15 protein-coding genes and 1 pseudogene are annotated in these 20550 nt (G+C 43.4%); 9 read left to right on the top strand and 7 right to left on the bottom strand.

The annotated features are described in order from the left end of the window. Nucleotides 1–10: 10 nt before the first annotated feature. The gene (locus JI65_RS11620; RefSeq protein WP_191016754.1) at nt 11–2098 is read right to left on the bottom strand and encodes a methyl-accepting chemotaxis protein; all 2088 of its coding nucleotides are present in this window, start codon (nt 2096–2098) and stop codon (nt 11–13) included. Nucleotides 2099–2493: 395 nt separating this feature from the next. On the opposite strand from JI65_RS11620, the gene ruvB reads away from it, so the two are divergent. From ruvB to pncB, 7 genes are all read left to right on the top strand, one after another. Then, nucleotides 2494–3570 carry a Holliday junction branch migration DNA helicase RuvB gene (gene ruvB, locus JI65_RS11615; RefSeq protein ID WP_191016777.1) on the top strand — a complete coding sequence of 359 codons (1077 nt, stop codon included), beginning with the start codon at nt 2494–2496 and terminating at the stop codon, nt 3568–3570. Nucleotides 3571–4170: 600 nt separating this feature from the next. Continuing rightward, nucleotides 4171–4611, top strand: coding sequence for a dUTP diphosphatase (gene dut / locus JI65_RS11610; RefSeq protein ID WP_191016752.1), 441 nt, complete (start codon nt 4171–4173; stop codon nt 4609–4611). A 312-nt stretch (nt 4612–4923) separates the two neighbouring features. After that, nucleotides 4924–5958, top strand: coding sequence for an LptF/LptG family permease (locus JI65_RS11605; protein WP_191016749.1), 1035 nt, complete (start codon nt 4924–4926; stop codon nt 5956–5958). Next, nucleotides 5955–7034: an LptF/LptG family permease gene (locus JI65_RS11600; RefSeq protein WP_191016746.1), complete on the top strand. Its 1080-nt coding sequence runs from the start codon at nt 5955–5957 to the stop codon at nt 7032–7034. Before JI65_RS11605 ends, JI65_RS11600 begins: the two co-directional genes overlap by 4 nt. Nucleotides 7035–7109: 75 nt before the next feature. After that, nucleotides 7110–8261: a tRNA guanosine(34) transglycosylase Tgt gene (gene tgt / locus JI65_RS11595; RefSeq protein WP_191016743.1), complete on the top strand. Its 1152-nt coding sequence runs from the start codon at nt 7110–7112 to the stop codon at nt 8259–8261. A gap of 27 nt (nt 8262–8288) precedes the next feature. Further along, complete coding sequence (locus JI65_RS11590; protein WP_191016740.1) at nt 8289–9947, top strand: HEAT repeat domain-containing protein; 1659 nt, start codon at nt 8289–8291, stop codon at nt 9945–9947. A gap of 18 nt (nt 9948–9965) precedes the next feature. Further along, nucleotides 9966–11183, top strand: coding sequence for a nicotinate phosphoribosyltransferase (gene pncB / locus JI65_RS11585; RefSeq protein ID WP_191016738.1), 1218 nt, complete (start codon nt 9966–9968; stop codon nt 11181–11183). A gap of 4 nt (nt 11184–11187) precedes the next feature. Here the strand turns inward: pncB and JI65_RS11580 are convergent, their stop codons facing one another. The 4 genes from JI65_RS11580 to JI65_RS11565 all read right to left on the bottom strand — a co-directional run bounded on the left by JI65_RS11580 (nt 11188) and on the right by JI65_RS11565 (nt 16892). Further along, nucleotides 11188–12294 carry a hypothetical protein gene (locus tag JI65_RS11580; protein WP_191016735.1) on the bottom strand — a complete coding sequence of 369 codons (1107 nt, stop codon included), beginning with the start codon at nt 12292–12294 and terminating at the stop codon, nt 11188–11190. A 279-nt stretch (nt 12295–12573) separates the two neighbouring features. Beyond that, entirely contained in the window at nt 12574–15165 is a 2592-nt protein-coding gene (locus JI65_RS11575) for a helicase-related protein (protein WP_191016732.1), read from the bottom strand. 70 nt (nt 15166–15235) lie between these two features. Beyond that, nucleotides 15236–16495, bottom strand: a complete 1260-nt coding sequence (locus JI65_RS11570; RefSeq protein WP_191016729.1) for a CapA family protein — start codon at nt 16493–16495, stop codon at nt 15236–15238. A 157-nt stretch (nt 16496–16652) separates the two neighbouring features. Further along, on the bottom strand, nt 16653–16892 hold the full coding sequence (locus JI65_RS11565; protein WP_191016727.1) for a hypothetical protein: 240 nt from the start codon (nt 16890–16892) through the stop codon (nt 16653–16655). 279 nt (nt 16893–17171) lie between these two features. Here JI65_RS11565 and ruvA point away from each other — a divergent pair, with 279 nt between their 5' ends. Beyond that, entirely contained in the window at nt 17172–17801 is a 630-nt protein-coding gene (gene ruvA / locus JI65_RS11560; protein ID WP_191016724.1) for a Holliday junction branch migration protein RuvA, read from the top strand. 8 nt (nt 17802–17809) lie between these two features. On the opposite strand, the pseudogene JI65_RS11555 reads toward ruvA, so the two are convergent. Continuing rightward, nucleotides 17810–19468: pseudogene (locus JI65_RS11555) on the bottom strand (uridine kinase family protein). Nucleotides 19469–19537: 69 nt separating this feature from the next. On the opposite strand from JI65_RS11555, the gene JI65_RS11550 reads away from it, so the two are divergent. After that, nucleotides 19538–19687, top strand: coding sequence for a hypothetical protein (locus JI65_RS11550; protein ID WP_191016722.1), 150 nt, complete (start codon nt 19538–19540; stop codon nt 19685–19687). 163 nt (nt 19688–19850) lie between these two features. Here the strand turns inward: JI65_RS11550 and JI65_RS11545 are convergent, their stop codons facing one another. Continuing rightward, nucleotides 19851–20321: an arginine repressor gene (locus JI65_RS11545; protein WP_191016719.1), complete on the bottom strand. Its 471-nt coding sequence runs from the start codon at nt 20319–20321 to the stop codon at nt 19851–19853. Between the last annotated feature and the right edge of the window lie 229 nt (nt 20322–20550).

Raw genomic sequence — 20550 nt, 5'->3', positions numbered from 1 at the left:
TAATCTCGAATTAAACTCTAAACTGGTCAATTTGTCCACCTATTTGAGCGATTGAATCACTCATTTTTGTTGCGATTCCGCTCAAAGCGGCTCCAGTCTCGTTGATTTTTCTTGCGCCGATTGACATTTCGTCCATGCTTTGAGTCATTGAGTGAGAAGCGTTCTGCAGGTGCTGCACTTCTTTTAGAATCATTTTGTTGCCTTCGCCCATTTCAGTTGAGGCGTTCTTTACCTCGATTGTGCTGTTGTTCATGTGCTGGAGCGCATCCGTAATCTGCATTGAGCCTTCGTTTTGTTCTGCCATTGCGGCTTTTATCTGCATTACCAGCGCATCTGTTTCTTCGAGTTTTTTTGAAACCGATTCAAATGCGTCTGTAGATTCGCCCGATGCACTTACAACTTCCGTAATTGATTCTTTAATGCTTGTAAGCTGGTCTCCGATTGTTTTTGACTGCACTGTGGAAGTTTCGGAAAGCTTTCGGATTTCGTCGGCAACTACAGCAAATCCTTTTCCAGCTTCTCCTGCGTGTGCGGCCTCGATTGCAGCGTTCATCGCGAGCAAGTTTGTTTGGCTTGCAATTGCGGCAATTGCCACGTTTGCTTCCTGGAGCATGTCAGATTGGCTTTCAATCTGCTTTATTCGGTCGTTAACGTCACGTTGCTTTGAAATACCGGTGTTTGAATTTGCGCGCAATTCGTTGAATGAACGCGCCATTTTTTCTACGGAATTGTTTACCGAAGAAATATTTCCAATCATCTCTTCAACGGCTGCGCTGGCTTGCGTAACACCGCTGGACTGACTTTCAATCATTCTTTCGAGAGATTCGATGTTCGATGCGATTTCGTTTACGGCACCTGCAGTTTGGTTTACGCTCTGGTTTTGAGAGTCAATCTGCCGCTTCATGCTGTCAATGTTCGCGATAATCTGCGTGATTGAAGTTGCCGTGTCGTCAACGCTGGCATTCATGTCGGAGCCGACGTTGCCGAGTGTAAAGTTTGATTCTTTTACGCTGGAAATTATGCTCTGAAGCTTTTCTGTAAAATTATTGAATCCTTTTACGACGTTTCCGATTTCGTCGTTTGTCGTAACTTTGATTCGTCTTGTTAAGTCCGCATTTCCGCTTGCGATTTCGGTAATAGAGTTTTCAACTTCTTTTAGCGGTTTTAAGCTTATTTTGATGATTATCAAGCTGACTGTGATTGCAATGGCAAGGATTATTATTACGCTCAATGCCATTGTGATTGACATTCGGGAGATTGCGCCAAAGAATTCAGCGTATGGAGCCATGCAGAATACCGCCCAATCACAACCTTCGCCGACCGGTCTGTATGCAGCAACCATAGCTTTTTTTCTGCGTGGTTCATAAAAAGATTTGTATGCAGATTTTCCTTCCATTGCAGCTGTTATGGCTTCATTCATTGCACCGGTTGTTGTATCCTTAAGGACTTGCCCTTGTTCAACATACTTGATTTTTGCGTCAGCAATCGTGCGACCATTTTTCATGTTAATCATAAACGGATGGCTTTCTTTTCCGATTGTAATTTCCTGACAAAGTTTTGAGATTGTATCTCCGTTAAAAACGGCCGCCATTACGCCTACGATTTCGTTAGTCTGCGTGTTTCTGACAGGTACGGAATAAAAAATTAGCAGCTTTCCGTTTATTGGACTTATGTTAGGGTCAGAAACGTATCTTTTTCCCTTCATAGCCTCAATAAAATATTCTCGCTGAGAGCAGTCTGCAAGTTCCCCGTCACCGGTGATGGCAAAACCTTTTGCATCGTAAAAGGCAATATTTTCGTAATTTGAATCCGTAAGTCGTGCATCATGGATTATGTCTGATTTTTCCTGAATAGAAATATCTGGGTCCTGGATTACAGAGAGGCTCGCAAGAACTTCGAGCATGTGGAATTCGCGGTCGTTTGTCTTTTTTACCTGCGCTGCAACGTCTGCAGAAATTGATGTAAGCGTGTCTTCTACAGCACGGGCTAAAGCAGGCTTTGCCATGGAAAATGCCAAAAAGCCCAAAATCAGATTTGAAAGAATGACAATGGTGAGGATAAGCAGTAAAAGTTTTGTTTTTAAGCTTTTTAATTTCATAAGAATGCTCCGAAAAATCAGAAGTGTAAAAGAAACTTCTAAAAACTTCGGGTTTTAGAGTTTTCTTTTAAAATGCGATGTTTTAAGTCTTGCTATTTTCAGGACTTAAAACTTGCGGGTATCTCAAAAAAACATTAAAATTTTAGGTTTTCGAGATGCCCTAAAATAACCTAATATATGTTAAAATTAAATTGAAAAATAATCAAACAGAAATCAGAATTTTATAAGAGAAAATTAATTTTTTTTTAAGATTTTTTTTGGTCGCATACATTTTTGCACTTGCGTGCCGATAGAATTTTTCTGCAATCGACTGTATAATTTTTTGCATGTCGAAAAATTGGACTTCAAAAGCAGAACAAAATTCCACGGAAGATTTTGAGGAAATGTCTCGGCTCATGGATCAGGCTTCAACTCACATAGTTCGGGCGGATATTCCATCCAACGATGATTTTTCTGATTTTGCCTCTTCTGACTCAGACGGCGAAACTTCTCTTCGCCCAAAGTTGCTTGATGAATTTTTGGGACAAAAAGATATAAAAGAAAATCTCTCGGTTTTTATAAATGCAGCCCGCGAGCGAAAAGAGCCGCTTGACCATCTTTTTTTGATTGGACCGCCGGGACTCGGAAAAACTACCCTTGCCGAAATCACTGCGCATGAGCTTGGGGCAGATTTTAAAGTCACATCCGCTCCGGCTTTGGACAAGCCAAAGGATTTGGCAGGAATCCTCTCAACTATTACGCCTGGAACGGTTTTTTTTATCGATGAGATTCACCGACTCAAAGCCGCCATTGAAGAAATGCTCTACATTGCAATGGAAGATTTTGAACTTGACTGGGTTATTGGTCAGGGGGCGGCGGCCCGTACCGTTCGAATCCCGATTCCAAAATTCACGCTGGTGGGAGCCACCACAAAAGCCGGAATGGTTTCAAAACCGCTCCAGACTCGCTTTGGAATCATTCAGCGATTCAATTTTTACACGAACGAAGAACTTGCCTCAATCGTAAAACGTTCGGCAGGCATTTTGAATTGCGCAATAGACGATGACGCGGCTCTTTTAATGGCTTCCTGCTCCCGCGGAACTCCCCGCGTCGCGAACAGAATCGTTCGGCGTATGCGCGACTTTGCGCAGTTTTTTGGCGACGGCAGAATAACTAAAAAAATCGTGCAGGACGGCTTAAAACGTTTGCAGATTGATTCTCTAGGACTCGAAAATTTTGACCGCGAGATTCTCCGCGCAATCATCGAAAAATTCGGTGGCGGTCCTGTTGGGGCTGAAACTCTTGCGATTTCGATTGGAGAGGCTCAGGATACGCTCGAAGATTACTACGAGCCGTACCTGATTCAGTGCGGGCTTATCCAGCGCACCCCGCGCGGCCGAATGGTGACTCCAAAAGCCTACGAACATCTCGGTCTTGCCTACAAATCTTCTCCAGCAAAACCGTCCACCCAGCCAGATTTGTTCGGTGAATAAAATCGGAAAATTTTGGCAGTTTTAGACACAGATGAACGCAGATTGACACTGATGGGACACAGATAATTTGAAAGATGAAAACTGACCGGTGGTTGAGTAGCGAAGCGTTTCGAAACCACAAATGGAAATATTGAATTTTTTATCTGCGTTTATCCGTGTTCATCTGTCTCGCCCCTGCCAAGTAGTTTTCAACGGTCGCTGAGCGGAGTCGAAGCGACGAGGGAAAAAGAAAATGTGAAAAACCCGTCATTCCGAAATCTCAAAGCGTCAGTCCGAAACTTAAAACAGTCATTCCGAACTAGTTTCGGAATCCATGAACTCTTTTTGGGGAATGGATGCTGAATCAAGTTCAGCATGACACAATCATCTGTGCCCCATCAGCGTCAAAAATCTCAAAACCGGCTTGCAGGGGGTTCCCAAAATTGCGAGCGAGGCGCGAGCAATAAAAATGTACCCCGGAATGAGTGAAAATATGCCCACCAAAGCGCAAGTTTTCAAAGAAAAATTGCGGGAAACGCACGAGCCGAACCAAAAATCTCAAAACCAACTTGCAGCGTTTCCTTTTTTGCATAAAAAATCGTTTTTAGGTATAATCACTTTATGAATAAAATCGATATAAAATGCGTTGCCCAGAACGGGGCAAAGATTCCTGCTTACCAGACTTCTGGGGCTGCTGGCTGCGATGTTTGTGCTTTTTTGAGCGAAGACATTACCCTAAAACGCGGCGAGCGAAAAATGATTCCGACGGGGCTTAGTTTTGCGATTCCTCAAGGATACGAAATTCAGGTTAGACCACGTTCGGGGCTTGCCGCAAAAAACGGCGTTACGGTTTTGAACACGCCCGGAACGATTGACAGCGACTATCGTGGCGAAGTAAAAGTAATCCTCATAAACCTTGGAGAAGAAGATTTTACCGTTCATAACGGCGACAGAATCGCCCAGCTTGTAGTGGCTCCTGTTACAATCGGAAACTTTGTAAGCGTCGAGACTTTGGACGAAACGGCCCGCGGTACCGGCGGATTCGGCTCAACCGGAAAATAATACTTCTGTTATTTTCAAAAAACGTAGAAAAAATATGCGCGAAACCAGAAAATCCGAATCAAAAAATTCTTTTCTCGAAATCTTGCTTACCGCAGGAAAAAAATTACCTCGCGTGGTATGCAGGTTTTAATCTTTTAAATTCGGTTTTTCGCGGGGGGGCGGCATTTTGTAGGCTCGTTCATCTGAATCGCCTCGCAGATTTTTTTGAGACGGCGGTGCAGGAAAAAAATGGCGTCAATCGATTCGTTTTGGTGCGCTATCTTTTAAAAGAGCTTTTTTTGTTATTTTTTCATTGCGTTCCTTTTCTTTTTTATGATTTTTTTTGTGAACCAGATTCTTTTGGTCGCAGAAAAAATCCTAAAGCAGCGCGCGCCCGTTAAAGACGTAGTGCTTCTAATAACGTACTCTCTTCCGAACGTTATCGCGCAGTCCGCACCGAACGCTACGCTCGTAGGTTTTTTAATGTGCCTGGGTCGCCTTGCCTCTGAAAACGAAATCCTTATCCTTCGGGCGTCGGGGCAGGGCTACAGAATAATTTTGTTCCCCGTGCTGATTCTGGGGCTTTTAATTTCGATTGCGTCGTTTTTTGTGAACGATTATCTTCTTCCCCAGGGAACTTTAAAATACAAAAAACTCTACCGCGAAATGCTTGCGGCAAATCCTGCGGTTGAGCTTGAGCCTAATTCCGTTAAGCGTACTAGCGACAAGACTCTTGTGATTGGCGACGTTAGCGAGGACAAGGTGAGCGATCTTGTGTTTTTTGACACGGATTCTGACGGAAATCAGCGAATAATCGTTGCGGATTCGAGCGTCGTCAAAAAGTCAGATGCGCCCGGAATCCTTATGAGGCTCGTCATGTCTGATTCAACGGTCATGTTTTTTGACCAGAACATAAAAGGCACTTACGACGTGCTTTCTTCCGAGAATGTGGAGCTTAATATTTTTGAGTCTTCGATTATGGGGCAAACCCATAAGCTTGCGCCTCGCGAAATGACTTCTCTGGACCTTCACAACCGCATAAAAGAAATGGAAAAAAGCGGTGATTATTCAAAAAAGCAGATGAATCAATACAAGCTTGAATACAGCAAAAAATTCTCCGTGCCTTTCGGGGCAATTTTCTTTGCGATTTTGGCTCTTCCCCTTGCGCTCCTTTTTGGAAAGCACAACGGACAGACCATCGGGCTTATAATCGGGCTTGTGATTGCGGTTTTGTATTGGGCGGTGAGCATCGTCGGTCAGATTTTCAGCTCCCGAAGCGGTTTGCACGGAGTTATTACGATGTGGCTCCCGGACATGATAATCGGGGTGTCTGGCATAATTTTTTACATCAAGCTGGTGACCAAATGAAAATCATCGAATATCTTTTTAGAAAAGTCATTCCTCTTTTTTTGGGCGCGCTCTTGTTCTTTTCGTTCGTAATCGTAATCGTAGATTTGATGATGAATTTGTGGAATTACATTTCGAACGGAGTTCCGGTTCTAAAAATCATAAGAATCATGCTTTTGTACACCCCAAAAGCAGTTTGGTATTCAACCCCAATGGCGATTCTTTTTGCCGTTTCTTATGCACTGAGCGACCTTTACGCCAATAACGAGCTTGTCGCAATCTTTGCGTCTGGAATCTCGCTTTTTAAATTCACGCTCCCGCTCTTGATTTTTTCGTTTTTGCTGAGTTTTGGGCTTTTCTTTTTTGACGACAATCTTGTGGTTCCAACGTATTCAAAAAAAGTTACGGAACAGGAAGAACTTTTGAACAAAAGCAAGTCGCTAAATCAAGACAAAATCGTAATTATAAGCGAAAATGGTAACGTTGTTTATAAAGCGGATTTTTATGATAATGAAGCTACGCGGCTTTTTACGCTCTACGTGATTGTTCGTAACAAAGACAATTCGTTCAATTCGATTATTCGGGCGGACTCGGCCACCTGGAATTCCGATTCAGGGCATTGGGTGCTTTCCGGGGCTACTCAGTACAAAAAGACTGAGGACAAAAAAATAATTTCGATGCCGGTAGAGCCGGTTCTTGTTGAGCGGCTTACGGAGCCTCCCGAAACATTCCAGAACAACGTTATAAGCGTTGAGGGAGTCAGCTCAAAAGAGGCGAAGGTTTTTATAGAACACTTGCAGCGGGCCGGGCTTCCTTACGGAGAGCCTTTGAGCTTGTACTACAAAAAGTTTTCTTTTCCGTTTATTTTGTTCATCGTAGTTTTTCTTTCGATTGGACTTAGCGGAAAAACCCGCAAGAACGTAATGCTTCTAAGCCTTGCTTCGTGCGTTACGGCGGCGGTTTTGTTTTATGTTACCCAAATGCTTACGATGCTTCTTGCAAAGTTTGATTATATAAGCCCTTTTATGGGGGCATGGTTTCCGGTCTTTATGTTTGTTATAATTGCGATATTGCTTTTGCGGTATGCGCGAACGTAAGACGGGGGATACAAGGAAACTTCGAAAACTCCAGTTTTTCGAGAAAAACACAATTTTATATTTATAGGAAGAATTATGATTGAGAATATTTTTGACATTAAACATTCATCGGCTGACGGCAAAGCCAGGACAGGAACTCTTCACCTTCCGCACGGCGACGTTCAGACTCCTGTTTTTATGCCGGTGGGAACAAACGCGACGGTAAAAGCGCTCACAAAAGACGACCTTGAGGAAATCGGATTTGAGATTATCCTTGCTAACACTTACCATCTTTATTTGCGTCCTGGAAGCGACATTATTGAGGAAGCGGGCGGGCTCCACGGATTTTCAAAATGGAACAGAAACTTTCTTACGGATTCGGGCGGATTCCAGGTTTGGAGCCTTTCAAAACTAAGAAAGATTACTATGGAAGGGGCTGCGTTCCAGTCGAATATTGACGGTTCAAAGCATTTGTTCACTCCTGAAAAAGTCGTTGACGTTCAGACTCAGTTCAATTCCGACATTCAGATGCAGCTTGACGTTTGCACCGGCTGGGGAATCGACAAAAACGAAGCCGTTCACGCGCTCGACGTTACGGAAAACTGGTCTAAACGCGCAAAGGCTCAGTGGCTCAAAAACCGAGAGGAAAAAGGCTACAAAGGAATTCTTCTTCCAATCGTGCAAGGAAACTTTTTTGAAGATTTACGAATCCGAAGCTCAGAATTCGTTACGAAACTTGACTTGCCGGCAATCGCAATCGGTGGATTGAGCGTTGGCGAGCCACCGGAAGTTTTTGCCGAAATGCTTGACTTTACGGTTCAGCATCTTCCTGTGGGCAAGGCAAAATATGTTATGGGAATCGGAACGCCTGACTATATTCTTGATGCGGTTCACTCTGGAATCGACATGTTCGACTGTGTTCTTCCAACACGAAACGGCCGTAACGGAAGCTATTTTACGAAAGACGGTCCTCTGCCAATCAAGCAGGAACGTTTTGCCCACGATTTTTCGCCAGTTGATTCTGAATGCAACTGCAAAGTATGCCGAACTTATTCTAGGGCGTATTTGAGGCACATTTTTAAGGAACAGGAGATTTTGAGCAGTATGCTTGCAAGCTATCACAATCTCTACTTCCTCCATAACATGATGCACGAGATTCGCGCTGCGATTAACGAAGACCGCTTTGAGGAATACCGAACGAATTTCTTAAAACGCTACCATTCAGGAAAATGGAAGCTTAATCAGTAGTTTTTTAACAAAATCTGGAGAAGATTTATGAAGATGACAAAAAAGATATTTTTTAGTGGTGTTGCATTGACTTTTGCTTGCACGGTGACTTTTGCACAACAAAATTCTCAAGGTGGCACGCAAAACGCTGCGCCTGAAAGCTCTTCGAACGCGCAGGTGAGCGGCCAGTCTGATTCTGGTGAAAACCAAACGTCTGCCACACAAGCGGAAAGTTCGCCGAATCAGCAAAAAGAAAAATCCTCATCATCAGAATCTTCTTCAACATCTTCCGGCGAAAAAATAAGTTTTTCTAAGGCGGGCGAGAGTGACGTTCCGTCGTCAAAAAGACCTAAAACGCCGGACAGCTCAAAAGTCACGGACTTGGACAACACCGACCCGGACGGACGCGAGAAAAATGCTGACATTTTAAAGTTCGGTCTTGAATCAGAAATCTCTGACCTTTTGGACAAAATGATTTCGCAGAAAGACGTTCGTTTTGTGAACGAGGCTTACGACCTTTACAATGACTCAAAAAACGTTGACATAAAAAATAAAGTCATGCTGTTTTTCCAGACTCTCGAAGACCCTTGCCTTGAAGATTTTGCCGTCATCGTTCTTAACGATCCTTACGACGAAAATATTTCCACGGTGAACGCATGTTTTTCTTATGTTCAGACTGTAAAAACCACGTGTGCGATTCCTGCAATCGAAAATCTTCTTGAAAGCGAGAATGCCGAATATTTTACAGGTGCGGTTTCTGCCCTGGGAAAACTGGGCGGAAGTGACGAGGCTCGTTACCTTACCGAATATTACGAGAAACAGGAACTTACGATTCCGCAGAAACAGACAATCGTTCGTGTTTTGGGCGAATTGAAAGCCGTTGAGACTTACGACAAAATGGTGGAACTTGCTCAGGACGAGAATGAGAATGCCTTTGTTCGAATGTATGCCGCAGAAGCGATTGGCGCGATGCAAAAAAGCGATGCCGTTGACGTTCTTACCGAGCTTTACGGCGAAAAAGACCCGAATCTTCGTACCTACGTTATAAAGGGACTTTCTTATTTTACGACTTCTGATGCGCAGAAAGTCATTTTGCAGGCTGTGCGCGACGATCACTGGAAGGTTCGAAAAGAGGCGATTGACACAATCAAAAAACAGAAAATGACTTCAGCCGTTTCTTACTTGGTTTACCGTGCAAAAAACGACCCTGAGCGAACGATAAAAAATCAGTGCTACGCAGTTCTTGCCGAGCTTAACACTTCGGAAGGCAATGAATATCTTGTAAAACAGATTACCGAAAAAAAGGTGAGCGATGATACTCGCTCTCGTGTTGCCGCTGCCCTTTTGGAAAACGGTTCTACTGGAATGAACGAGATTCTTGCCCTTGCGGAGGAAACCTTAAAAGATGACAGGCGAAAGTCACTTCGCTACGCATTGGGAAAAGAATTTGCAAAATACAACAATTCTGCTTTTGCGGACATAACGTTAAAATATCTCCAGCACAAAGATGTTTCTACAATCGGAACTGGACTTGACATGTATGCGAAAGGACGCTACTCAAATTGTGATTCTTTCGTAAAAGATTTGGCTAGCCAGGCCGACCCGGAGGCTAAAAAACGAAACGCGATGGCTTTTAAAGCTGCCAAAATTCTTGGAATCGATCCTGAAAAAAATAAAAAAACGTCAACTGCTGCTGACGCAAAATAAAAAAGAGAGGAATTAAAAATGGAACAGATAATAACCAGTCTGTTGTCGCAGGATGCCTACAAATTTTCTATGGGGCAGGCAATTTACCATCAGTTCAGTGAGTACAAAACCACATGGACGTTCAAGTGTCGCAATACTGACGTAAAATTTACGCCAGAGATGGTTGAGGAAATCAAAAATCAGGTTAATCTTTTTTGTAAACTGCGTTTTACTGAGGAAGAGCTTGAGTATCTTGACGGAATAAGATGGATAAAAGGTTCTTACGTTGATTTTTTGCGCTTGTGGCATCCTCGCTACAAGGATTTTACGATAAACACGGATTCTCCTTGCGGGCTTAACATTGAGGCTTGTGGAACTTGGCTCAACACTTCAATGTACGAAATCCCGATTCTTTCGATTGTTAACGAAGTTTATTTTAGAATGGCTTACGATTACGATGAACTTTTGGCTCAGTTCAAACGAAAATTCGACGAAAAATGTGCAAAGCTCATCGATGATTCATACAAAATCGGCTCGTTCAGTGAATTTGGTCTTAGGCGAAGGCTTTCTTACGAGGCGCAGGATTACGCCGTTCAAAAATTGAAGGAGATGAATTCTCAATTTAAGGAATCATTTTTTGTTGGAACGAGCAACGTTGAACTTGCCAAAAAACATAACGTCACTCCGGTTGGTACTATGGCCCATGAGTGGATTATGTGTTCTGGACAGGGAAATCACAAGCACAATCCGGCTTACTCAAACTGGTACGCGCTTGATGCTTGGGTAAAAGAATACGGAATTTTGAATGGTACTGCCTTGACTGACACAATTACGACCGACTGTTTCTTGCGTGACTTCCAGCTCACTTACGCCACACTTTTTAGCGGCGTTCGACACGATTCTGGAGACCCGTTCCTTTGGGGCGAAAAAATGCTCGCACACTACAAAAAGCTCGGAATTGATCCAAAAACAAAGACTTTGCTGTTCAGCGATAGCCTTGATTTTGAGCGGGCTACAAAACTTTACGAATATTTTAAGGATAAGGCAAAGCTTGCGTTCGGAATCGGAACGTATATTTCGAACGATACGGATGTTCCTGCCCTCAATATTGTAATGAAAGTAACGAAGTGCAATGGTCAGGATGTTGCGAAGATTTCTGACGTTCAGGGAAAAGGTATGTGCAAAAACGAGGAATACGTTGACTACCTCAACCGCTGTATAAAATGGCGCATGGAAAACGAACACCTCCGCCGCTAAAACATTAGTATTGTTGGGTAAAGAACAGACCGAGGCTGTATTTTTGCATGGCCGAAGTGTCTGGTTTTACCAAGTGCGAGTAGCCTAACATGAGTCCGACGGTGGTATGATCTTCTAGCGGTTTATGCAGCAAAAAGTTCATTCCGCCGCCAATAACAGGTTCTTTTGCAAAAAAGCCGGCTTGCGAAAATATTTTGAATGAAATGATTGAGCTGGTCGGCACATAAAAACCGAATCGTGAAAGGACGTAGCCGTAGTATTCCCCGTGTTTTTCGCCTTTATTAAAATCATCGTCTAATGGATTGCCAAAAAGTAATCCCAAAAAATCGAGAAAATCATCAAAGTCATTTGATTCTTCAAAACTTACGCCGAGGGTTCCGCCGATAATCACATTTAAGGGAAAACAAAAGTCAGCGGAAATGCCGATTCCAGTGCTGTGGACTTTGCCGTTCTTTGCGAATACCGAAATCGGAAAGTTGATAAAAAATCCCTGCACAACTCTTTCCTCTGTATCTGATTCTGTTTCTTCATTTGTTTCTTCGATTTGCAAAGTCTTTTTTTGTTCTTCTTCCAAAAAATCGAGAGTCTTTGGGTCAAAAAGCGTAAGAATCGGGTATTGATATTGAGCTGTCTTTTGCACAAATTCTTTTTTTAGAAGAATCGTTCCCTTGGAATTCAAAAAAGAAATCTTTTTTAGCGAAAAAATATACGTGGAAGGCAGTGTAGGGTGAGCTTCGACTTTGTAAGTGAGCTTTGCGCTCGTAATCATTTTTTGCTGTATGTTCGTCAGTGAAAATTGTTCGTCATAAATCAGGTTTCCGTCAAAATAAAACATTACGGACGCACCTGTTTCCTGAGATATTGCAAGCGTAAAGTCTCCTGTGTCCGAGTTTGCGGTGTATGTGTTTTTTCCAAGATTCTCTGTCTTTTTTTTGATGTCTTTTGCGAGTGCTTTTTTTTCTGTGTAGCTTGCTGCGCTTGTCATCATTTTTGAAAAAGACTGCTTTGCGTTTTCGATTTCAATAATCTGTTTTAACGGTGATTCAGACGCTTCAGAAAAGCTGTACAAAAATTGCACAAGCAGAAGAAAAATAAAAACAATCTTTTTCATTTGAAAAACTCTCTTTCTCAAAAAATCGTATTTAAAAATCAAGTTAGTAAACTGCCCAAGTTTTCTTTAGAAAAGTTGAGGGAAATGCACAAGTAAATTTCTATTTAAAAATCGACTTAGTAGACTGCTCAAGTTTTCTTTAGAAAACTTGAGGGAAGTGCGCAAGCAAATTTTTATTTTAAAAATCGACTTAGTAGACTGCTCCAGTTTTCTTTAGAAAACTGGAGGGAAGTGCACAAGTAAATTTTTATTTTAAAAATCAACTTGTAGCACTTCCTTTTACTCATACAAGCCGTTCAGCGTGCGGTAAAGAACGTTCACTTTTGCTTTTTGCTCCGGGGTGAGCGCAACCGCGGTTTCGTCGATTAACGTTTCGAGACTCGAAAGACTTTCGTTCAATGCCGTCGCAAAGCCTCGGCTCACTTTGAACCAATAAGTTCCCTTGCCATCGCTAAAGAGCGTTATGAATCCAAGTTCTTTTGTTTTTGTTTTTGCCTGCGTAACGCGAAGCGTATAGCCCAAAGTAGAGAAAAGCGTCTCAATGCCGCCTTCTTCCGCAATATTGATGTTGAGTTTTTTAGGCCATGCCCGTTCGTCAACGATATTGAGATTGAGTGCCTTTGTGATTTTTGAGATTAGCTCGACTTTTTCGCCGGTGAGCAGGGTGTAGCCGCCGCCCATGAGAATCTTTCCTCGGATTCCTGCGATTGCCGCCATCTTGTTCTGGTCAGTTTCCTGATTGAGTGCAGTCTTGAATTTCTCGAACGGAAGCGTGAGGACTTTTTTGCCCTTGATTTTTTCAATATCAAATGAAATTCCGCCGAGCGTAATAATATTGTCATCTTTTGATTTTTGGCTCTTTCCGCCGAATCGTCCGTCGTTCTTGCCCAAAAGTTTTCCGTTCGAATCTCTGAACGTAGAGCCTTTGTATTCAAGATTTCCTGTAAGAGAGCGGCCTCGTTTTCCTCGTGCCTGATTCAGCCTGTACTCAAGCTCTGGCGAAATGTGAGCCAAAAGTGCCTTTGTAAGCGGCGAGACGCTCATTGCGAACGTTCTGGAAGTGCGCACGATTTCGCCCGCAACGATGAACAGCGGGTCGCTTCGGAACATACTTGAGCCTGGGTGAATCGAAATGTGGTCTGCCGTAAGGCTTCGGTAATTTTCTTTGCCCTCGCGGATGCACACGAACTGAATCATTCCGCTTGCAATGCAGCACAAATAATCGTCCATGCTTCCGCCGCCAGAAACCGGAATTCCGAGTGCGCTCACTTCTTCTTCGAGCTGTGTTTTGATGTTTGCAATTTCAGACATTACCCTGTAGTCGAGATAGTTGTTGTTGCAGAATCTCTCCTGATTTTTCATGCTTTGGTAAGTCCTAAAAAGTTTTACATACGAAACAAAGTCGCCCTGAATGTCCCTGAATGCGTGGTGAGCTTTTCGTGCGTCGGTTTCTTCGCCCGGAGGAAGAATAAACGGTGAATGCGTGCTCATAAAACTTGCCGCAATAAGAACTTCGTCCAAAACGTCCGGGTAACGCATTATGCTTTCGACGATGATTCGGCTCACGCGTGGTTCAAGCGGGAATTCGACCATCATCTTTCCGATTGAAGAAAGCGTGTTGTCTTCGTTGAGCGCATTCAAAAGATTCAATGTTTCTACAGCCCCGCGAATGCCTTCTTTGTCCGGCGGAGAGATAAAATCAAAACTTTCAAAATCCGTGATTCCAAGCTCGCTCATGCGGAGAACGACTTCGCTCAAATCTGTGCGGTAAATTTCCTCCACGGTGTATTCTTCGCGGCTTTCAAAATCTTCACGTTTGTAAAGTCTGTAACAAGTTCCCGGACAAGTTCGCCCTGCGCGCCCTCGCCGCTGGTTGCAGCTTGCGCGGCTTACAGGAGTTTCGTCCAGGCTCGAAGTGAATGTGCGCGGGCTGTAATAATTCATTTTTGCAAGCCCTGAGTCGATTACGGTGGTTACACCATTGATTGTAACTGAAGTTTCAGCGATATTCGTTGAGATTACGACTTTTTTTCGGCCGAACGGTGCCGGGTCAAAAACTCGTTCCTGTTCTTCTTTTGGAAGACGGCCGTAAAGTGGCACGATATGGATTTTATGCCTAAAAGAAGCGTACGAAAGGCGTTTTACACAGTCGCGGATGATTTTTTCGCCTGGAAGAAAAACAAGAATGTCGCCATCTTCTTTGTTGTCGAGTACGCGGTCAATCGTACTTTCTATTTTTGCAAGAAGCATTTCAGAGCCGCTTGCAGTAGTTGTTGTGGTTTTTCCCATCGGAGGGTCGTAAACCATTGTGACCGGGAAAGTTTGTGTTTCAATCGTAACGATTGGCGCGCCGTCAAAATATTTTGAAAATGCCTCTGCGTTCATTGTTGCGCTCGAAACGATGACTTTAAAATCTTTGCGCTCTTTTAGGACTCGCTTTAAAAGTCCCAGAACAAAATCGATGTTAAGGCTTCGTTCGTGCGCTTCGTCAACCATAATCACGGAATAATTCCTAAGCCACGGGTCAAGTTTCATTTCCTGCAGCAAGATTCCGTCAGTCATAATCTTGATTTTTGTAGTTGCGTCAGTTTTGTCTTCAAAGCGCATTTTGTAACCGACAAGTCCCGGATACGTTGTGTGCAACTGTTTTGCGATGAATTCCGAAACGCTCAAGGCAGCGATTCTTCGAGGCTGAGTGACGGCAATCATTCCGTTTTGCGAAAATCCTGCCTCGTGCAGAATCACAGGAATCTGCGTGGTTTTTCCGCTTCCTGTAGGACTTTGAACGACAATAACCTGATTGTCTTTGAGTGAATTTAAAATTAACTCTTTTTGTTCGTAAACTGGTAATTTTTGATAATCTATAGCCATAATATTCCTTTATTCGCTGTTTAATTAAAATTGACAAAAAAGCTAGTGTATTGAATATCAATTAGATTCGCTAATAAATGCTTTTTTCCCGTATTTTCTCCATAATTTTTTTACGCTCTGCAAGATATTTTGCCCAAGTCGTATTTTCTGCGCGGTCGAGCGTGTTTATAAAATCATCATCAAGAAGTTTTATCACATATTGACCAGACGGTGCGATGAACGTGGTGATAAAATAATGCTCGCTTCCGCTGAGTTTTGCTTTTGACGAAACTGCAGAAACTTTCTCACCATTTTTATTTTCTTTTATTATTTTAGCATATTTTAATTTTATTATAAGCCCGTCGCCGGTATTGTCTCTTTCTGTTTCTGGTTTTGAAAAAGATGGCTTTGTGCGCTGCGCGCTTATCGTGTTTCCGTTGGAATACATTATGAACGCTTCTTTTTGACCGTTGGGTGTTTGCACAACGGCTTTTTCCCACTCGCGAACGATGTGCGGATGGTTCGCCCAAATTATATCAACGTCACATTCCGAAATAAGCGAGCGGTAAAATTCTTTTTGGCTTCCTTTTATTGTGTGGACGTATTCAGGTTCGTCGCAGTGAACAGAAAAAACAAAAAGGTCGCACGGATTTTCTTCCCGGAGTTTTTTGAGTTCCGCCTTTAGCTTTTCACGTTTTGCTCCCTGGGCCGGAATATAGTTGATGTTTGCAGAATTTGCAGGCGTATTTAAAATCTCCGTAATCGCCACAAAAAGAATTTTCCAGCCGTTTTTGTCGATTACGGCATAAGTTAGCGGATCACCGGCTTTTGCCTTTAACCCCGAAGACCAAATCCCCTCACGTGCGTCAAAGTATTTTTTTGTTTCTACGATTCCCTGCAAAAACTGGTCGTTCGTGTGGTTGTTTGCGAGCGAGAACACGTTGAACCCGATTTTTATCGCCGCCTCAACGTAGCTTTGGTGCATGTTAAAGTTCGGGTAAGTGCTCCACGGAAGATTTTCCGCAACCGGGGCCTCAATGTTTCCGAAAGCCAAATCGCTTTCTTTTACAAGCGGTGCAATGTCGCGCCAGATTCTGTCAAAGTCGGGGAATTTATAATTCGTTCCGTGCGCCATAATGTCACCTGCGAATAAAAGTGTTATTTCGGACTCCCTTTCTTCTGCCTGTGACTTATCGTGTTTTGTATGTTCAGTCTTGTCCTTTTCGTGTTTAGAAGTTTGAATTTCCTGTGGAGTTTGTCCCGCCGCCGATTCCGTTGTTGCGCAAGAGTTAAAAAAAGCAGAAATCAGTGCAAAAAAAATAGATGCGGTAAAAAAACGTTTATAGCTCATTCATTTATTATAACTGAAAAAGCAAGATGATGATATAGGAAGTACACGCCTTCCGCATTATAAACTTGAAAGTGTAAAAATTGTCTGCATTACCGTAAAAACGTTTTTCTTCACGCACAAGGAAATTTACGCTTCGACTCCGCTCAGCGACCGTTGCTCACTGGCTGTGGTGGTTGAGCGGAGTCGAAACCACAACCAGCACAAGCGTAAGGAAAACTCCTTGCCCCCGTCCACCGAATACGTTTGTGAACTGCCTAATAAAACGCAAAGCCCAATACGTGAGGTGGTCTGCGAATGTGCAAGTTGACTCGTCCCCCTTTAAGTTGCTCGTGACGCGCGAGCAACAAAACTGCCCCCACGAAACGCGGCCTTGCTTGCCGCCGCGTTTGGTGGACACCTGCAAGTGTCTCCACCAAAGCGACAGTTTTCCGACAGAAAAACTCGCAGGAACCGCACAAGTTGACTCGCTCTTCCCCAAAGTTGCTCGCGACGCGCGAGCAACAAAACTGCCTCTCAACCTCGCTGCCGTGCTTGTCGCGGCGAGGTTGAAGCTCCTGCAAGTGTCCCCACCAAAGCGACAGTTTTTCGTTAGAAAAACTGTCGGGAAACGCTAAGAATCAACCTTAATTCTCAAAGCCAACTAGTAGCGTTTCCGTTTTTCTTCTATTATATATTTATGTTTAATTCAATTTCTGGAACAATTACTGGAAAATTTCCGCAAAAAGTTTTTATTGAAAACAATGGCATTGAATGGGATATTACCATGCCCGACACATCGCTTGACGCACTTCCGAACGTGGGTGAGCGCGCAAAAGTCTACGTGTGGCTTCAGCATACGGAAAATGCGATGATTTTGTTTGGATTTTCATCTTCAAAAGACCGTGACCTTTTTTTTGACCTTAACAAAGTTGACGGCGTTGGACCAAAAAGCGCCATAAAAATTATGAGCTCTATTGCCCGCGAACAGCTGGTGGCATCCCTTGATTCAGGCGACCTTGCTGCCCTCGAAAAAATCCCAGGCCTCGGAAAAAAGACCGCCCAAAAAATGCTCCTTGCCTTAAAAGGAAAACTCACGCTGGATGAAGACTTGCCGTCCGCCGCAAAACAAAGCCCGAACCGTGGCGGCGAATATGCCGACGTTATAAAAGCCCTCTCCGAAATGGGCTACGACAGACGGCAAGTTGAAGAGTGCATCGCAAACCTTGCAGGCGAATTAAAATCTTCTGATTCTTCATTCGACAAAAAATCAAAAGAGGCGAAAGAAGAAATCCTCTTCCGCCGTGCAATAATCAGCCTTGCGCAGTAAGCGTTGTGCTAGTATTTGAACGATGAACCACCGATGAACTCTCGGATAATCGACTGCTTAGGAACATAGTCCGACGGAATCGCGTCAAACTGCGCGAGGAATCGGAGCAACCTGCAGGATTCCGTGTATTCCGGCTGATTTGGTTTTACCGCACGCAAAGCTGGCTCAACGTAAACTTTTAGAACCGGAAGCTCGTAATCAAGAGCCGTGTTCAGAACAGCGTCCGCATTGTTCTGGAACGGGAAAATATGCAGCCGTTCACCTTTTTGAACGTTGTCCCACATGCTGATTGTTTCTGCCGCAGGCTTTCCCCTAAAGTTCGCGTCGCGCACGATTCGGCGTACAAGTCTGTTGTCGCTGGTCGGAACGCGGTTGTGGTCGTCAAGATTGAGCTGCGTAAGGGCAGAAAGATAAATCTTGAATTTGAATTCCGGTTTAATCAGAGGCGTGAGCTTGTCATTAAGACCGTGAATTCCTTCCATAATCAGAATGTCATTTTCATTCAGCTTCATTTTTTCGCCGGTATAATAGCGTGAGCCCAAATCAAAATTGTACGAAGGAACATCAATTTCCTTGCCGTCGAACAAATCAACGAGATTCTGATTCAAAAGCGGAATATCCAGAGCTTCAAGACATTCGTAGTCATAATTTCCGAATTCATCTTTCGGATTTTTTTCCCTGCCAACGTAGTAGGAATCAAGACTCAAGACATGCGGATTGTAACCGAGCGCCTGAAGCTGGAGAGCGATTTTCTTTGCCGAAGTGGTTTTTCCAGAAGAAGAAGGCCCCGCAATCAAAACAACTTTTACGTTCTTTCGCTTGTGAATCTGCATTGCCACTTTTGCGTAATTCTGAGCCTGGAACGTCTCGGTAATATCGATAAAGTCGTTGATTTTTCCTTTTACGATAATTTCGTTCAGAGCCGCTGCCGAAGTCACTCCGATAAGCTTTCCCCATTCCTTGTAATTTTTGTAAACCTCAAAAATCTTCGGATTGTCCTTGAACTCCGTAATATGCTCCGGCTCGGTTGTAGGCGGAAATCTCAAAAGGAATCCGTCACCGTAAGGGCGAAGTTCAAAAAGCTTTAAGAATCCTGTAGTCGGAACGAGCGGACCAAAATAAATGTCCGCAAATTCAGAATCATCAATTTTATTCACGAGAATGCGTGGCTTTCAGCGACATTCAAGCTGCTTTCGGGTTTCAATCAGATTGAGTTTTTCAAAAGTCTCGCAGGCCTCTTCGTAAGAAATATGCTCCGTAAGAATCTGCATGTCCGCCGCAATGATTTTTCGCATTTCGGCATCAAGATTTTTGATTTCAACATCTGTGATTGGAACTTCCCTGTCAAGAGTGTAGTAATATCCGTAGCCGAGAGAATGTCCTACCAAGAGGCGAGTTTTTGGAAAAAGTCTGTGAGCCGCAACTGCCAAGACAAAACAAAGCGACCGCCTGTAAATCTCAGCCCCGGCACGTGAAGAAGCAAAAACTGGCTCCACGGCGCAAGAAACCCGAATCGGGCGACAAAGCGACATAATTTCGTTGTTAACTTTTATTGCAATTATTTTTGATGCATCGCCGCCGAAATTCTCCAAAATATTAAGTCCCTTTGTTCGAACTTCGTAATCTTTTGTAATGTTGTTAGGAAATGAAATTTTTATTGTACTCATACAAGAGATTCTACACCGAAATTTTAAAAAATCAAAAGAAAATTTTAAGAATATTTTTGGAGCGACAGCATGGAGCGACAGTCATGGAGCGAATCAACTTGTGGAAGCAGAGTGATTTTTCAGCGCCGCGAGATTTCTTGCATTCCCTGTGTTCCAGAGTTCCGGCTTTCGCCTTCATCCCTTGCGGGACGGCTTTGCCGCTCTTACACCCAGGGCTAGGCATGGTTTTGTGCGTTGGGGAACGACAGTATTTTTTTAGGAACCGAAAACTCTTTTTGTCGTTCCGCTCAGTTTTGCAGAGCAAAACTGACTAAGGCATTTCTGACGGGAAACGCACAAGTTGATTTTAATATTGAAAAGAAAAGTCTTGGCGTTTCCGTTTTTATTCGTCCAAATCCGGGATTCGTTCTTTTAGGGCCGACATAAAGTCTTCTCCGGTAACGCCTTCTTTTAGACATGCGAAAATGCAGTTTTCTCCTGCGATTGTGCCTAGAATTTCGTCCATGTTCATGTTGTCTAGCGCGTTAGAAACCGCGTCCGCGTGGCCGCCGAATGTTTTGATTACGACTATGTTCGCGTTCCAGTCGATGCTGACGTAACCGCGCAAAAAATCCTGCACGTAAATTTGTTCGCTTTCGAGTCGCTCGTCTTCGCCTGGGAGTGTGTAAACGTAGCCTGCGTGTCCGTCTGAAATTTTTCCGACTTTTAGTAGTTTTAAATCTCTCGAAAGTGTTGCTTGTGTTACTTCGTAACCTTCTTTCAAAAGATGGCTTAAAAGTTCGTCCTGACTTTCTATGCGGTTTGATTTGATTAATTTACGAATGCTTTTAAGCCGGCTTGCTTTTTCCTTCACTGTTACAAAACCTCAAGATTGTATTTTTATGCATAAATTATGAATAAAAATACAGCACTTGTCAACGCCACGCTTTCGTTGAAGTCTGAACTGTTCGGATTCACTTGTAAAAGCAAAAAATTATCTGCACTACCGCAAAAAAATCGTTTTTGTTCACGCGGTGCAAGGTGTAAGGAAAATTATTGATGCCGCTTTGCGGCTCACCTTGCAAACGTTCGCAAAAGCCGTT

The sequence above is a fragment of the Treponema zioleckii genome (genome assembly GCF_014737315.1).
Lineage (GTDB): Bacteria > Spirochaetota > Spirochaetia > Treponematales > Treponemataceae > Treponema_D > Treponema_D zioleckii.
This window is presented reverse-complemented; position numbering and strand designations above follow the sequence as displayed.